This is a genomic window from Croceicoccus gelatinilyticus, assembly GCF_018398395.1.
GTDB classification, from domain to species: Bacteria; Pseudomonadota; Alphaproteobacteria; order Sphingomonadales; family Sphingomonadaceae; genus Croceicoccus; species Croceicoccus gelatinilyticus.
The window spans coordinates 44,424-58,445 of record NZ_JAHCBF010000001.1; the positions used below are offsets into that span (position 1 = coordinate 44,424).

At 63.0% G+C, this 14,022-nt stretch carries 15 protein-coding genes; 8 read left to right on the forward strand and 7 right to left on the reverse strand.

Going from position 1 to position 14,022, the window contains the following annotated elements:
• Positions 1-53: 53 nt before the first annotated feature.
• Genes KIH45_RS00265 through KIH45_RS00275 form a run of 3 tightly spaced genes read right to left on the reverse strand, consistent with a single transcriptional unit; the run spans position 54 to position 2,745 of the window.
• Positions 54-1,151, reverse strand: coding sequence for a phosphotransferase (locus tag KIH45_RS00265; RefSeq protein ID WP_213174022.1), 1,098 nt, complete (start codon positions 1,149-1,151; stop codon positions 54-56).
• Complete coding sequence (locus KIH45_RS00270; RefSeq protein ID WP_213174023.1) at positions 1,144-2,343, reverse strand: acyl-CoA dehydrogenase family protein; 1,200 nt, start codon at positions 2,341-2,343, stop codon at positions 1,144-1,146. The genes KIH45_RS00265 and KIH45_RS00270 overlap by 8 nt, the downstream gene beginning before the upstream one ends.
• A gap of 3 nt (positions 2,344-2,346) precedes the next feature.
• Positions 2,347-2,745 (reverse strand): nuclear transport factor 2 family protein, encoded by a 399-nt coding sequence (locus tag KIH45_RS00275; RefSeq protein ID WP_213174024.1) that lies wholly within the window; start codon positions 2,743-2,745, stop codon positions 2,347-2,349.
• A gap of 139 nt (positions 2,746-2,884) precedes the next feature.
• Between KIH45_RS00275 and KIH45_RS00280 the strand changes: the two genes are divergently transcribed.
• The 6 genes from KIH45_RS00280 (at position 2,885) to KIH45_RS00305 (ending at position 7,345) form a co-directional block, all read left to right on the forward strand.
• On the forward strand, positions 2,885-3,235 hold the full coding sequence (locus tag KIH45_RS00280; protein WP_213174025.1) for a Rieske (2Fe-2S) protein: 351 nt from the start codon (positions 2,885-2,887) through the stop codon (positions 3,233-3,235).
• A 115-nt stretch (positions 3,236-3,350) separates the two neighbouring features.
• Complete coding sequence (locus KIH45_RS00285) at positions 3,351-3,779, forward strand: nuclear transport factor 2 family protein (RefSeq protein WP_213174026.1); 429 nt, start codon at positions 3,351-3,353, stop codon at positions 3,777-3,779.
• 2 nt (positions 3,780-3,781) lie between these two features.
• Positions 3,782-4,792 (forward strand): NADP-dependent oxidoreductase, encoded by a 1,011-nt coding sequence (locus KIH45_RS00290; RefSeq protein WP_213174027.1) that lies wholly within the window; start codon positions 3,782-3,784, stop codon positions 4,790-4,792.
• A gap of 5 nt (positions 4,793-4,797) precedes the next feature.
• Complete coding sequence (locus tag KIH45_RS00295; protein ID WP_213174028.1) at positions 4,798-5,607, forward strand: ThuA domain-containing protein; 810 nt, start codon at positions 4,798-4,800, stop codon at positions 5,605-5,607.
• Positions 5,608-5,624: 17 nt separating this feature from the next.
• Complete coding sequence (locus KIH45_RS00300; protein WP_213174029.1) at positions 5,625-6,635, forward strand: NADP-dependent oxidoreductase; 1,011 nt, start codon at positions 5,625-5,627, stop codon at positions 6,633-6,635.
• On the forward strand, positions 6,632-7,345 hold the full coding sequence (locus KIH45_RS00305) for an SDR family NAD(P)-dependent oxidoreductase (RefSeq protein ID WP_213174030.1): 714 nt from the start codon (positions 6,632-6,634) through the stop codon (positions 7,343-7,345). Before KIH45_RS00300 ends, KIH45_RS00305 begins: the two co-directional genes overlap by 4 nt.
• Positions 7,346-7,366: 21 nt before the next feature.
• On the opposite strand, the gene KIH45_RS00310 is transcribed toward KIH45_RS00305, so the two are convergent.
• The 3 genes from KIH45_RS00310 to KIH45_RS00320 all read right to left on the reverse strand — a co-directional run bounded on the left by KIH45_RS00310 (position 7,367) and on the right by KIH45_RS00320 (position 10,932).
• Positions 7,367-8,551 carry an aromatic ring-hydroxylating oxygenase subunit alpha gene (locus KIH45_RS00310; protein WP_213174031.1) on the reverse strand — a complete coding sequence of 395 codons (1,185 nt, stop codon included), beginning with the start codon at positions 8,549-8,551 and terminating at the stop codon, positions 7,367-7,369.
• A 24-nt stretch (positions 8,552-8,575) separates the two neighbouring features.
• The gene (locus KIH45_RS00315; RefSeq protein ID WP_213174032.1) at positions 8,576-9,982 is read right to left on the reverse strand and encodes an aromatic ring-hydroxylating oxygenase subunit alpha; all 1,407 of its coding nucleotides are present in this window, start codon (positions 9,980-9,982) and stop codon (positions 8,576-8,578) included.
• Between the two features lie 188 nt (positions 9,983-10,170).
• Positions 10,171-10,932, reverse strand: a complete 762-nt coding sequence (locus tag KIH45_RS00320) for an SDR family NAD(P)-dependent oxidoreductase (protein ID WP_213174033.1) — start codon at positions 10,930-10,932, stop codon at positions 10,171-10,173.
• A 148-nt stretch (positions 10,933-11,080) separates the two neighbouring features.
• Here KIH45_RS00320 and KIH45_RS00325 point away from each other — a divergent pair, with 148 nt between their 5' ends.
• Together KIH45_RS00325 and KIH45_RS00330 are read left to right on the forward strand one after the other, a co-directional pair.
• Positions 11,081-11,887 carry an SDR family NAD(P)-dependent oxidoreductase gene (locus KIH45_RS00325; protein WP_213174034.1) on the forward strand — a complete coding sequence of 269 codons (807 nt, stop codon included), beginning with the start codon at positions 11,081-11,083 and terminating at the stop codon, positions 11,885-11,887.
• Positions 11,888-11,889: 2 nt separating this feature from the next.
• Positions 11,890-13,356, forward strand: coding sequence for an FAD-dependent oxidoreductase (locus tag KIH45_RS00330; RefSeq protein WP_225899561.1), 1,467 nt, complete (start codon positions 11,890-11,892; stop codon positions 13,354-13,356).
• A gap of 17 nt (positions 13,357-13,373) precedes the next feature.
• On the opposite strand, the gene KIH45_RS00335 is transcribed toward KIH45_RS00330, so the two are convergent.
• Positions 13,374-14,009, reverse strand: coding sequence for a PadR family transcriptional regulator (locus KIH45_RS00335; protein WP_213174036.1), 636 nt, complete (start codon positions 14,007-14,009; stop codon positions 13,374-13,376).
• Positions 14,010-14,022: the final 13 nt, after the last annotated feature.

Below are 14,022 nucleotides of genomic sequence, written 5' to 3' on the forward strand. Positions count from 1 at the left end.
TAGTCGACGAATTCCGAACTGCCCACTATTGTTGAAAATGTCTTGGCCTGCGCTCAGACGATCCGAGAGCGCGATTGTGAGGAATGGTCACATCTACCCATCGCCTCTGCCGCCAATCGGGCGAGGCGGGGGAAGGCCTCGGCCCGTTCCTTCGCCTGCGCATTGGCAGCCGTGCCGCGGATTACGCGGCCCTTGATGCCGTGGAAGATCGCGGCCAGCCGGAAGAACTGGAAGGCGACGTAGAAGTCCCAGTTGGGGATGCTCTCGCGTCCCATGCGCTCGCAATAGGCGGCGACGTATTCGTCCTCGCTCGGGATGTTCAGTGCCTTCAGGTCCGCGCCTTCCAGCCCCGCCACGATGTCGGGCGGCATGTGGTACATCATCGCGTGATAGGCGAAGTCCGCCAGCGGATGGCCCAGCGTCGATAGTTCCCAATCCAGCACCGCCAGCACGCGCGGCTCTGTCGGGTGAAAGATCATGTTGTCGCAGCGCATGTCGCCGTGGACGACGGTTGTCTCGTCGCCTGCAGGGATATTCTCGGGCAGCCACGCGACAAGGCGGTCCATGTCGTCGTTACGGCCTGCTTCCTCGTCGGCGAGATATTGCTTGGACCAGCGGCCGATCTGGCGCGCGAAGTAGTTGCCCGGCTTGCCATAGTCGCCAAGGCCGACGGCCTCGTAATCAACGAGGTGCAGGTCGGCCATGACCTTGTTCATGGCATCGAAATAGGCAGGACGGTCCTCGCGGCTCACTTCGGGGAAAGTCGCGTCCCAGAAGATGCGGCCTTCGACCATGTCCATCACGAAGAACCACGTGCCGATGACATCGTCGTCGGTGCAGATGCCGTAGACCTTGGGCACGGGGAAGCCCGCCTTGCCGAGGCCGGTCATGACCTTGGCCTCACGCTCCACCGCGTGCGCGCCTTTCAGCAATTCGCCCGGCGGCTTGCGGCGCAGGACGTATTTCGCGCCCGGCGTCGTCAGCTTGTAGGTCGGGTTCGACTGGCCGCCCTTGAACTGCTCGATCGTCAGCGGCCCGGCAAAGCCTTCTACATTGGCTTCCATCCACGTGCTCAGGCGGCCCAGATCGACTTCGTAACCTTCGCGCACCGGCGTGGTGCCGGTGTTGGCCTCTGCAATCGTCTCAGCCATCTTGGGCCTGCGCGTCGCGCCATGCGCGCTTGATCTTCTTGGCCAGCGACCATTTGTGGACCTCGGTGGGGCCGTCGTAGATGCGGAAGGCGCGCACTTCGCGGAAGATCTGTTCGACCACGGTCTTGTCGGTCACGCCGGTACCGCCCATGACCTGCACGCAGTTGTCGGCAATGCGCATCAGCGCTTCCGACACCGCGACCTTGGCCATGGAGCTTTCGGTCGTGCCCAGATCACCGGTGTCGAGCACGCTCGCACACCAGTAGATCATCAGTTCCGCCTGCTGGATGTCGATCTTGTTCTGCGCAAGCATGAAGCCCACGCCCTCGTGATCGATCAGCGTCTTGCGGAACGCCTCGCGGCGGCAGGCGTAGTCGGTGGCGATTTCCTGCGCGCGGATGCAGCAGCCCAGCCAGCGCATGCAGTGCGACAGGCGTGCAGGCGAGAGGCGGATCTGGGCGTACTTGAACCCTTCGCCCGGCTGGCCCAGCAGCTGATCTGCGGGAACGCGCAGGTTTTCGATATCGATGGTGGCATGGCTGCCGGGCATCGAGTTGTCGATGGTGTTCGGCACGTCCACGATCTTGATCGCCGGATCGGGCAGGTCGACCAGGAACATGCATGCGCCGCCCTTGGAATCCTCTTCCTCGGACGCAGCCATGACGATGCCGACCTTGGCGCCGTCGGCCCCGGTGATGAAGGTCTTCTTGCCGTTGATGATCCAGTGGTTGCCATCCTTGCGGCAAGTCGACTTCATCATCGACGGGTCGGAACCCGCGCCGCCCCATTCGGCAGGCTCGGTCATGAAGAATGCGCTGCGGGCGTGGCCCGAAACCATGTCCTTCAGGAACCGATCCTTCAGTTCCGGCGAACCGACATGGCCCAGTAGGTACATGTTGCCTTCGTCCGGTGCCATCGTGTTGCAGGCCAGCGGGCCCAGCGGCGACAGGCCGGACTTGATCAGGACATATGCCGTCTCGACCTGCGTGAGGTGAGAACCGTCGTCGAGGATGTGCGGCGTCATCACGCCGGCGGCGCGGGCCTTTTCGCGCATCTCGTTGACCATTTCGTCCAGCGGCGCGCCGTGGTGGTCGCGCCGGTCATCCTTTTCGTAAGGAATGACGACTTCGCGGACGAATTTCTCTACCCGCGCGCCGATTTCAAGCGCGCGGTCGGGAACGGCAAAATCCATTTATCAGGCTTTCTGCGTTGCTGCTGCCGCGGCCTTCACGGGGGCAGGGTCGAAATAGTAGGGCTTGATCTCGCAGACCTTGCCGTCGCGGATACGGAACATTTCGGTCAGTTCGGCCGGTTCAAGGCCTTCGCCGAAGTTCATGCGCAGGATCTTGACGGCATAGTCGCCGCCATAGGTCGACCCGATGACGTCGAGCGACTGCACCTGCAGCATGGCAAAGACATCGTTGAACAGGTCGCGCAGGGCGTTCTTGCCCTTGTAGGTGCCGGCCATGGGCAGGCCCGGTGCTTCGCTGATGAGCAGATCGTCGGTGACCATCGTTGCGACCTTGTCCCAGTCTGCAGCTGCGCTTGCCGCGTACAGGTCGTCGATAAGGGTTTCCACCTCTTGCAGTGTCATCGTATGTCTCTCCCACACTGATTGAACTACCATCTTGTCGCCAATCGGCTCCGCAGGCGATAGCTATCGGAATTGTTAGCGTGAAAGCGTAGGCGCAAGCCGTTAGGGCCGTAAGACCCAAAGAGAGGATTGAATAACCGTGAGTGAGACCTGGCATCCCCTGATCGCCGAAAGCGATTTTCCCGAGGAAGGCAAACTGGCGACGAAGGTGGCCGGTTGGTACGTCCTCGCCGCGAAGACGGATGACGGTTTCCACGCGGTCAACGATCGCTGCACCCATCAGGCGGCGCTGCTTTCGGGCGGCCGGATCCGCCGCGGCGCGGTGATGTGTCCGCTGCACGGCGCGCGTTTCGAACTGGAAACGGGCCGCTGTATTGGCGGCGCCTACAAGGACCTGCGCACTTTCCCGATCCGCGTCGAAGGCGGGCAGGTCGAAGTGTGCGTCCCGGACGAAGCGCCGACGATGGAGGAACTGCCCGTCGGGCAATAAGGGCAATTGGCCGCACCCGATGCGATCGGGGCGGCCTACCTGCCAGAACGGATAGCTTTCGGCTTTCCCGTCACGCTCTACCCTCCGGTCAACTAAACCATTGGGAGAGACATTTATGCCCTTCACCGGATCGGACGCGGATCGGCTTGCCATTCGCGACCTGCTCGACACTTATGCCGACGCGGTGACCCAGCGTAACCCCGAAGCCTGGGGCGAGACCTGGGCCGAAGATGCGCGTTGGGAAATGCCCGACTATCCTCAGTTTCCGCCGCAGGAAGGTCGCGAGAACATCGTGAACCTGTGGGTTGAGGCGATGCAGCATTATCCGGGCATTCTGTTCCATGCCTGGCCCGGTTCGATCGAGATCGACGGCAACACGGCCAAGATGCGCAGCTACACCACCGAGACCTATGATCAGGACGGCAACACGGTGCGCGACCGCGGGGAATACCGGGACGAGCTCGTCAAGATCGATGGCCGTTGGTATTTCACGCTGCGATCCTTCCGCAACATCCACAAGCAGGTCGGCCCGAAAGGTACCTGAACATGACCAAGAACCGTTTCTGGCGTCTCGATGACCATCCGCAGGGCGACGATTTCAGCTCTGCCCTCAGTCTGCAGGAAACCGAGCTCGCCCCGCTCGAAGATGGCGAGATCCGGCTGAAGGCCGACTACCTGTCGATGGATGCGGGCACCCGCATGTGGATGGGCCCGCGTGAAGACGGCTATCAGCCGCCCCTGCCGATGGGCATCCCGATGGCCGGGCAGTCGCTGGGCCGTATCACCGAAAGCCGCGACGATCGTTTCCCGGTTGGCCGCCTGGTTCGCGTGTTCGGTCAGTGGGCCGATTACTCGACTGTGCGCCCCGACGATTCGTGGGCGGTGCTGCTGGATGAAGACATCGACGATCCGCGTCAGCACTTCGGCGTGCTCGGCCTCAACGGCTGGACGGCGCTTTACGGTACGAAGGACATTCTCGGCATCAAGGAAGGTGAGAACCTCGTCATTTCCGCCGCGGCTGGCGCTACGGGCAGCCTTGCGTGCCAGATCGGCCGCAATCTCGGTGCCAAGGTTACCGGCATCGCGGGTGGCCCCGACAAGTGCCGATACGTGGTCGAGGAACTGGGTGCGGAACGCTGCATCGACTACAAGAACCAGGACGTCGCGGCAGAGCTCAAGAAGATCGACGGCGGCATCAACGCGTACTTCGAAAACGTGGGCGGCCCGATCCTCGACGCGGTTCTGGCCAACATGGCATTGTTCGGGCGCGTGGCGGTTTGCGGCATGATCGCGAACTATGAAAGCGACGAAGGCGTGCCGGGTCCGAAGAACTACGACCAGGTCCTGATGCGCCGCCTGCGTATCGAAGGCTTCCTGTTGCCTGACGTGCCCGAACGCGGCCCCGAGTATCACGCCCTGCTCAAGGACTGGTACCAGAACGGCAAGATCACCGTGCCCTTCGACGTGACCAAGGGGCTGGAAAACACGCTGGTCGCCTATGGCCGCATGATGACGGGCAAGAACACCGGCAAGGTCATCGTCGACCTGAGGGACTAACGCTCGTGCCGACCATCGATTACCGGTCGCCCCTGCGCTGCCTCGTCGCGGTGCGGGGGCACCCGTTCGGGCGCGATGCCTTCGCCTCGGTTTTCGAGGGCATGGAAGGCATCTCGGCCACGATGGTCGACCAGCCTGCCGCCTCGCTGCTGCTCAACCCCGATGGCATGCGCGATTTCGATGTGGCGGTGCTCTACGACATGCCGGGGCTGGATTTCGACGATCCCGATGCGCCGCCCGCCTATGTCGATCCGCCGCAAGTCATGCGCGATGGCTTTCCCGCGCTGTTCGATGCGGGGAAGGGCGTCGTCGCGCTCCACCATGCTTTGGCCGGTTGGCCGACATGGCCCGATTATGGCGAGATCATCGGCGGGCGGTTCCTTTACAAACCGGGCGAGGTTCGCGGGGCTAGGCGGCTAGACAGCGGCTATGCCCATGATGTTCGGCAGACCTTCACGCCCGTGCCCGGCCATCCGGTGACGGAAGGGCTTCCCGCCTCGTTCGAGATTACCGACGAGCCCTATCTGGCCGAGATATTCGAAGACGACGTGACGCCGCTCCTGCGTTCGGACGCTTCGTTCGATCGCGACCATTTCTTCTCCGCCTCGCTCGCCGTGAAGGGCGAGATGTATGCGCGCGAGGGGTGGGACCATCCGGCAGGCAGCAACCTTGCCGGCTGGGCGAAAGAGATCGGCAAGGGCCGGCTCGTCTATCTGCAACCCGGCGACGGGCCGGGCGCCTACGAAAATCCCGACTACCGCCAGCTGGTCGAAAATGCGATCCGCTGGACGGCAGGATCGGCAACAGCAGCCTGAATTCAAGGAGAGGTCACATGACCAACCGCCGCTTCATCCTCCGCCGCCGCCCTGTCGGCGATCCGGTACCCGAGGATTTCGAGCTCGTCAGCGAACCGATCCCCGATGTTCCCAAGGGCGGGCTGGTCGTGCGCAATCATTACTGCTCGCTCGATCCGGCGCAGCGCGGCTGGATGGACGATGCGCCCAGCTACATGCCGCCGATCCCGCTTGGCGATCCTGTGCGCGCGACGACGGTGGGCGAAGTTTACGCCAGCGACAATCCGGACTTTCCGGTCGGGAGCTGGGTCATGAACCTCAGCGGGATTGAGGAATATAGCGCCGTCGAACTCGGCCATTTCACCGCACCGATCGACGTCGGCATGGTCGACAGTCCGTCGAAGTTCCTCTCGGCCATGGGGGCGGTTGGTCTCACCGCTTATTTCGGAATGCAGGACGTCGCCAAGCCGAAGGCGGGCGAAACGCTTTGCGTCAGCGGCGCGGCAGGGGCGGTCGGTTCTGTCGTCGGGCAGATCGGCAAGATCCACGGCTGCCGCGTGATCGGTATTGCTGGCGGGGCGGAAAAGTGCCGCCGCCTGATCGAGGATTACGGTTTCGACGTCGCCATCGACTATCGCGGCAAGAGCCGTGAGGACTTGATCGAGGAAATTGCCAAGGCAGCGCCCGACGGGCTCGACATGGTGTTCGAGAACGTGGGCGGCGACATCCTTGAGGCAGAGGTCCACAACCTCGCGAAAAAGGCGCGCATCGTGCTGTGCGGGCTGATCAGCGAATACAATTCGGTCGAGAAGCACGGGCTTCAAAACCTGTGGCAGCTGATCGTGCACCAGGCTTCGATCCACGGCTTCCTCATCATGGACTACGCCGACCGCTTCCCCGAAGGCGGGGCGCAGATCGCGCAGTGGATCGCCGAGGGCAAGGTCCGCATCGACGAGGACGTGCAGGAAGGTATCGAGAATACCTACGACGCTTTCATGCGGCTGTTTTCGGGCAAGAACACCGGCAAGCTGGTCCTGAAGATCGCATGAGCGGTCGGCTGGAAGGTCGCCGCGCCATCGTCACGGGCGCAGGGTCTGGCATCGGCGCGGCTGTGGCGAAGCGGCTCGTGGCAGACGGCGCACAGGTCTTCACCTGCGACCTCAAGGGCGATGTCGATCATGTCGCGGACGTGACCGCCGAGGGTGCGAGTGCGGCGCTGGTCAAGGCTGCGGTCGAGGACATGGGCGGTCTCGACACGGTGGTGCCGTGTGCGGGGATCGCGGCTTTCTCACCGCTGGAGGGGCACACAGACGACTATTTCCGGCAAGTGCTGGAAGTGAACCTCGTCGCGGTGTTCCGGCTGGTGCGCGATGCGGCAGAGCATCTGAAGCAGGCTGGCAAAGGGCGGATCGTCACGATCGGTTCGACGACTTCGACTTACGGCGACGAGGGGCTTTGCGCCTATTCCGCATCGAAGCACGCGGTGCTGGGTTTTACCAAGTCGGCCGCGGCCGAGCTCGGCCCGTTCGGCGTCACGGTAAACTGCGTTCAGCCGGGTGCGATCGATACGCCGATGACGGCACCGGCTTTCGAGGAAATGCCCGAATATCGCACGTTCTGGGAAAACAAGGCGCCGCTGCGCCGGCTGGGCAGGGCGGAGGATATCGCCGACGTAATCGCCTTCCTGTGCAGCGACGATGCCCGCTTCATGTCGGGCCACGGCCTGTGGGTCGATGGTGGGGCGATGGTCCGGCACTGACCGGACCACCGCCCTAGGCCATCAGTCCTTCATCACCGGCATCGGCGTCTGGCCGGTTTCGTCGAGGTAGTACTCGATCCACTTGTGAAAGAACTGGTTGCCCGGTTCGTTCCGGCCGAAGGTCTGGTGCGTCATCGCGCCGCTTTCCAGCCCGTTCTGCACCTTGAGGCCGAGGAAGTAGTCCTCCTCTTCCACCACGTTGTAGAAGAAGTCGCACATCTCATCGAGCTTCCGCATCTCCTCGTCCGTTTCCGGCTTCGTCGGGAAGACGTAGTTCATGATCGTGACGTTCGTGTTCGGCGCATCGCCGGGGAACAGCTGTGCGAACTGGCACATCTCGGGCGCGAGGAAGAGCGCGAAGTTCGGGAAGAGCATCCGGATGAAGTCGTAACCGTCGTTCTCGTGCCGACCCCATTCGTCACGGGGCAGACCCTTAAGGTCCACGATCGACTTCTGCGGAAAGCCCAGCCGGATATGCGGGCCGAACCCTTCGTAGTGCGCGCGATTGGACGGTGAGCGCGGCGCCACCGTGTCCTTGTGCGCGGCGGCGAAGTGGTAGCCTTCGAGATAGCCGTCATAGGCGACCTTCCAGTTCGCCCCGCGCATCTCGCGCGACTTGTGATAGTACCAGTCCTCCAGCTTGAGGGCGGCGAAATCCTCGTACATGCCGCCCAGCCATGCCTTCGCGTCGATCTCAAGACCCGGTGTCAGGATCACGAAGATCATGCCCGCAACCTCGTCGCAGGGCAGTTCGGTCATGTTGAGATCGCTGCGGTCGACTTCGCCGAACGTGCTGGCCTCGGCAATGCCCAGAAGCTTGCCGTCATTGGCATAAGTCCAGCCGTGATAGGGGCACGAAAAGCGCGAGCAATTGCCCTTGCCCTCGGGCGCGAGATGCGCGGCGCGGTGCTTGCACACGTTGAGGAAGGCGCGGGCCTTCATGTCCTTGCCGCGGGTGATGACGACGGGAAGGCCCATGATCTGGATGGCCTTGTAGTCGTTCTTTTCGGGCAGCTCGATAGAAAGCGCCAGCATGAGGGGGAGGCGTTTGAACACGCGCTCTTTCTCCTGCTCCCAGCGCTGCGGGTCGAGGTAGTTCTCGACCGGCACGCGCATGGTGGAGCTGGCCTGGTCGGTCGTGCGGCTTTCCACGAAGTGGAGCATCCGCTCGGCAATGTCGCCGTACTTGGCATAGAGTTCGGTCATGGTGTGATCCTTGTCGGATGAATGTCAGTCGGCGGCGTTGAGGTACCGGTCGAGCGCCTGGTGGAAGTGGCGGATGCGCACTTCTTGGTAGTCGCCCAGTTCGACGCGCTGGTTCTTCGATGCCTTCAGGCCTTCGTGGCACAGTTCCATGTTCTCCATGTCCTGATCGACCACGTCGCCCAGCACGCCCAGTTCCGGCGCATCGGACCAGTTCTCGTCCTCAGCCAGCAAGTGCATCGGCACGCCTGCGGGACGCGGCTGGCCTTCGGGAACGCGGGCAAGCACGCGCACTTCCATCAGGCAGGCATTCTCGTCCGGCCAGGGACGCCAGCGATAGACGATGTTCGGCATGAACCCGCCCCAAGGCGCGAAGTTCGGGAAGACGTTGTAGACCAGCGCGTCGAGCAGTTCGCTTTCCGACACCTTGGAATAGTCGCCGCCGAACGTGCGCTCGCTCGTCTTGCGCATCGCCTCGCCAAGCGCCTGACGCGCGGTCAGGCCGGTGGGGACGGCGATGTTGTAGTCGTCCTTTTCGGCGTCGTAATTGTCGGCGCTGCGCCCGTTGTACTTCACGAACTCGTCGACGATCCACTGCTGCGGCAGGTCGTGCTGCTGCACATGCGGGCTCATCGTGCCGAACGGCGTGTAGTTCACGTTCACGTGGTCGCCCAGCACGTGGTATGCCGCATTGGCATCGCCGGTGAACGGCATGAGCTGCGGGTGCGTGGCATAGGCGTGATAGCTTTCCATGAAAGCTTCCATCACGATCTTCCAGTTCGCCTTCACGACCTTGCCGACCCATGCGACGGTCGTGCAATCCTCGTGCCGCCAGCGTTCGAAGAACTGGGGCAGGGGGGCGAGGAATTCCTCGATAGACGGGCCTTCCTCGGCATCGCGCACGAAGACATATCCGCCCCAGCGCGCGACGCTGGCTTCGGGCAGCTTCATCTGCTCGTCGCTCAGGTGGCCGAAGTCCCAGCGGCAGGGGATCGAATTCAGCGTGCCGTCGGTATTCCACGTAAAGGCGTGAAACGGGCAGACGAACTTTTCTGCCGAGCCGCAATCCGTCTTCAGTTTGCGCCCGCGATGCAGGCACACGTTGTGGAAGGCGCGGATGGAACCGTCGTCCTGTCGCACGATGAGGTAGGAGCGGCCCACGTTCTCGTAGGTGACATAGTCGCCGGGTTCGGGAAGGTCTTCCTCGCGCGTGGCGAATTGCCAGACGGCGGGCCACATCTTCGTCTTTTCTGCCTCAAAGAACTCGGGCGAATAGTAGCGGGAGGCATCGATCGCCTCGGACCCGAGATACTCGTAGCGGTCCTCGGCCATGAAGGCGGGCGGCTGGATATCGTCAGCGGCCAGGATTTCTTCCCAGCCGGGTCCCGGACAGCGGGCGACGTCCATGCGTCCGCGCGGATCTGCTTCTGCCATGTCGGCATCCTCCTCGTATCTTTCGAGGAGAAGAATACCGGACCGGCGCGCGGCGCTGTTTGACGAGGGTCAAGAAAAATGCCCCTCCACCCCTGCGCTTTTGACTAGGTCAGTCGCCAGCGTCAGGGGTGAAGGGGCAGTGGGGTGGAGGATGGCGGCCCCTTACGGGGCCACGCTCCATGAGATGGTTAGAACTGGACGCGCTTCGTGATGCCGTTGTCGACGACGATGTTCGCACCCAGCACGCCGGCTGCGGCCGGCGAGGCAATGAAGACGACCGTGCGGGCCAGTTCTTCGCCCGTGGTCATCTTGCCGGTGGGGATCTGGGACATGATCGAATCGTAGAATTCGGTCACGTTCTCCTTGATGTAGGCCCACGGACCGTCTTCGCAGAAAACCGGGCCCGGCGTGATGCAATTGACGCGGATACCCTTGGGGGCCAGCGCCTGCGCCTGTGCCGAGGCGTAGTTCATCACTGCGGCCTTGATGGCGTTGTACGGCTGCACGCCCATGAATTCCTCGACCGCGCCGGTCGAGCTGATGCACAGGATCGAACCGGCATCGGACTTTTCAAGGTGCGGCAGGGCAGCGGCGATGCCGCGGCGCATCGGCAGGATATCGGTCTTCAGGATGGTTTCCCAGGCCTGGTCGGTGTCTTCGCCCGGGTTGGCCGACGTGAAGCTGATGAAGATGTCGCAGCCGCCGAGTGCTTCTGCTGCCTTGTCGACGAAAGCGGGGACCGCTTCGGCGTCAGTCGCGTCTAGAGCTTCGGAGTAGACCTTCACGCCCGAGGGCTGAAGTTCGCCGACGACCTTGTCGACCTTTTCCTGCGAACGACCGCAGATGGCGACATCGCAACCTTCTGCTGCAAATGCCTGTGCAACTTTGCGGCCGATGCCGCCGTTTGCGCCGACGAGAATGGCTTTCTTGCCCTTGAGGCCGAGGTCCATGCGACGATCCTTTCCCTGAAATAGAAACCTGATTGATTGAAGCCGATAGTAGGTACTGCCCCCGCCAGCTTCGACTAACGTTTTGCGCAGTCCCTTCACGCGGGCGCGCGATGTTACGCCTCTGTCCAATGAGAGAGGGAGAATTGCGATGGGTAGGCTCGAAGGCAAGCGTGCACTGATCCTTGGTGCGAGTAGCGAAGGCAACATGGGTCAGGTCATGGCCCGCCGCTTCATGGATGAGGGCGCGACCGTCATGGTCTCGGGGCGCAAGCAGGCGGTTCTGGACGATTTCGCGAAAGACACCGGTTGCCTTGCACACGCTTGCGACCTGACCGACGAGGCGAGCGTCAACGCGTTGCTGGATGCCGCAGCAGAGCAGATGGGCGGTGTCGACATTGCCGTCAACGCCACCGGTTGGGGGCTGCTCACGCCCTTCCTCGACAATACGCGCGAACAGCTTGAACAGATGAGCGCGCTTCAACTCATCGGCCCGTTCCAGTTCTACCAGGCCTGCGTGCGCAAGATGGCCAAGTCGCACGGCGGCGACGGCGGCTCTATCATCCAGATCAGTTCGGCCACGGCGAAGATCATGCTGTGGGATCACTCCGCCTACATGGGCACGAAGGCAGCAACCGATCACATCATCCGCTGCGTCGCGAACGAATTCGGCTGCGAGGGGATTCGCGCAAACTCGATCTCGCCGGGCCTTACCGAGACTCCGATGACGTCAGATGCAGGGCAAGTGCCCGGGCTCTTCGAAAGCTTCGTAAAAGGATATCCGCTCGGCCGTTATGGCACGAGCGACGACATTGCCGCCGCCGCTGTTTTCCTGGCGAGCGACGAATGTTTCATGACTGGTGAGAACCTGCAGGTGAACGGCGGGCTATGCCTGCGCGGCAATCCCACGCCTGACGAGATGCAGGCCAGCATCGCCGCCGCGGCGGAGGGTAATTGAACATGAAGGAAGTGCCGGAACTGCTGTCTGCGGATGCGATCTCCAGCTGGGACCGCGAATGCGACGTTGTCGTCATCGGACAGGGCGTAGCCGGAACCTGCGCAGCGCTCGAAGCGCACCGTGCGGGCGCCGAAGTGCTGATCGTCGAACGCGCCTCAGGCGGCGGCGGGGCGAGCGCGATGTCCTCGGGCATCTACTACCTCGGCGGCGGCACGGCGGTGCAGAAGGCCATGGGCTATGAAGACACGCCCGATGAAATGGCTGCCTACATGATGGCAAGCTGCGATCCACTTGATCCCGTAGCCGTGCGCAGCTTCTGCGACGACGGTCCGGCTCATTTCGACTGGCTGGAAGAGCAGGGGCTTCCCTTCGAGCGGACCGAGTTCAAGGGCAAGGCGGTGTTCCTCAACGACACGACCTGCCTGATGGGCACCGGTAACGAGAAGCTGTGGCCCTACAACAAGATCGCCAAGCCTGCCCCGCGCGGCCACAAGGTGGCGGGCACGGGCGAGAATGCTGGCCACACCGGCATGGCCCCGCTGCTGCAGAAGTGCGAGGACGAAGGGATTGCCGCGATCTACGACAGCGGCGTTACTGCGCTGGTTGCCGATGCATCGGGCCGGATCGTCGGCGTGCAGATCAAGCAAACCGATGGCACGATCTATGCGAAGGCGCGCCGCGGCGTGATCATCGCTGCGGGCAGCTTCAATCTCAATCGCGAGATGATCGCCGAGAACATCCCGCTGCTGGGCGAAACGAGCGAACCGCTCGGCATTCCGAGCAACGATGGTGCGGGCGTGCTGCTGGGTCTTTCGGCAGGCGCTGGGACAAGCGCGATGGACGGGGTGATTCCGACCGCGTCGATCTACCCGCCGGGGCAGCTCATCAAGGGCATCGTCGTCAACAAGCGCGGCGAACGGTTCGTGGCCGAAGACAGCTATCACGGCCGCACCGCGAACTTCGTGATGGAGCAGCCCGAGCAGAAGGCCTACCTGATCGTCGACAGCGAGATTTTCGCCTACCCCGAGATCCCGACCGCCAATCACACGCTGATCGACGGCTATGAAACGATCGAGGAAATGGAGGCCGGTCTCGACCTGCCGACGGGTTCGCTGGTGAAAACGATGGCGTTCTACAACGAAAATGCAGCAGAGGGCCGCGACCCGCTGCTGCACAAGGATGCTTCGTGGCTCAAGCCGCTGGACCAGGGGCCGTGGGCAGCGTTCGACATATCGTTTGACCGTTCGACCTACCTGTTCATCACGCTTGGCGGGTTGAAGTCGGGTCCGAACGGCGAATGCCTCAACCCGCATAGCGAGCCGATCCCGGGCCTCTATGTCGTGGGGGCCAGTGCGGCGCACATTCCGCGCACCGGCAAGTCCTATGCCAGCGGCATGAGTCTTGGGCCCGGCAGCTATTTCGGCCGCCGCGCCGGTCGCCATGCAGCCGGCGCGAACTGGCAGGGTTGAGCGTCTAGCAGGCCTGCTTAACGACCGAGCCGTTCGATCGCCTGGGCGGCGCGGTCCAGTTCGGCCGCGATGTCAAGGATCAGCGCATCATCCGACTTCTCGTCGGACAGGCGCTGCATCGTCGCGGTGCGCAGGTTCATCATCGCCCGCTTTACAGGGCCCCGATCGACGCGGCCTGCAACGCTGGCGATTGCGGACAGCTTTTCGCGCGCGGCGGCAAGCGTGTCCTTTTCCTCCTCAAGAACGGCCTTGCCCGCATCGGTGATCGCAAAGCTGCGGCGGGTTTCGCCGTCATCGGCCTCGCGCACGAGGTCCATGTCGGCCAGCATCGTCAGCAGCGGGTAGAGCACGCCGGGGCTGGGCTTGTAGGCATCACTGGTGGTTTCCGCGAAAAGGCGGATCAGGTCATAGCCGTGGCGGGGGCCATGTTCGTCGAGCATGGCCAGGACGAGAACGCGAAGTTCGTCGCCGCTGAAGCGCTTGCCGCGCCGACCGCCACCGCGAAGTCCGCCACCGCCACGCGGGCCATGACCGCGACCACGAGGGCCGAAGCCGCCGCGAAAATCGCCGCCCATGCCGAAAGTTTCATCAAATGGGCCGCGAGGCCCACGATGCGCGTGACGACCACGCGCGAAGTTTTTTCCGTGTTTCATCACACGGTAGATA

Coding starts and splice junctions, on each gene's coding strand:
- KIH45_RS00265 (WP_213174022.1), bottom strand. CDS start 1,151: ATGGCTGAGACGATTGCAGAGGCCAACACCGGCACCACGCCGGTGCGC.
- KIH45_RS00270 (WP_213174023.1), bottom strand. CDS start 2,343: ATGGATTTTGCCGTTCCCGACCGCGCGCTTGAAATCGGCGCGCGGGTA.
- KIH45_RS00275 (WP_213174024.1), bottom strand. CDS start 2,745: ATGACACTGCAAGAGGTGGAAACCCTTATCGACGACCTGTACGCGGCA.
- KIH45_RS00285 (WP_213174026.1), top strand. CDS start 3,351: ATGCCCTTCACCGGATCGGACGCGGATCGGCTTGCCATTCGCGACCTG.
- KIH45_RS00290 (WP_213174027.1), top strand. CDS start 3,782: ATGACCAAGAACCGTTTCTGGCGTCTCGATGACCATCCGCAGGGCGAC.
- KIH45_RS00300 (WP_213174029.1), top strand. CDS start 5,625: ATGACCAACCGCCGCTTCATCCTCCGCCGCCGCCCTGTCGGCGATCCG.
- KIH45_RS00305 (WP_213174030.1), top strand. CDS start 6,632: ATGAGCGGTCGGCTGGAAGGTCGCCGCGCCATCGTCACGGGCGCAGGG.
- KIH45_RS00310 (WP_213174031.1), bottom strand. CDS start 8,551: ATGACCGAACTCTATGCCAAGTACGGCGACATTGCCGAGCGGATGCTC.
- KIH45_RS00315 (WP_213174032.1), bottom strand. CDS start 9,982: ATGGCAGAAGCAGATCCGCGCGGACGCATGGACGTCGCCCGCTGTCCG.
- KIH45_RS00320 (WP_213174033.1), bottom strand. CDS start 10,932: ATGGACCTCGGCCTCAAGGGCAAGAAAGCCATTCTCGTCGGCGCAAAC.
- KIH45_RS00325 (WP_213174034.1), top strand. CDS start 11,081: ATGGGTAGGCTCGAAGGCAAGCGTGCACTGATCCTTGGTGCGAGTAGC.
- KIH45_RS00330 (WP_225899561.1), top strand. CDS start 11,890: ATGAAGGAAGTGCCGGAACTGCTGTCTGCGGATGCGATCTCCAGCTGG.
- KIH45_RS00335 (WP_213174036.1), bottom strand. CDS start 14,009: ATGAAACACGGAAAAAACTTCGCGCGTGGTCGTCACGCGCATCGTGGG.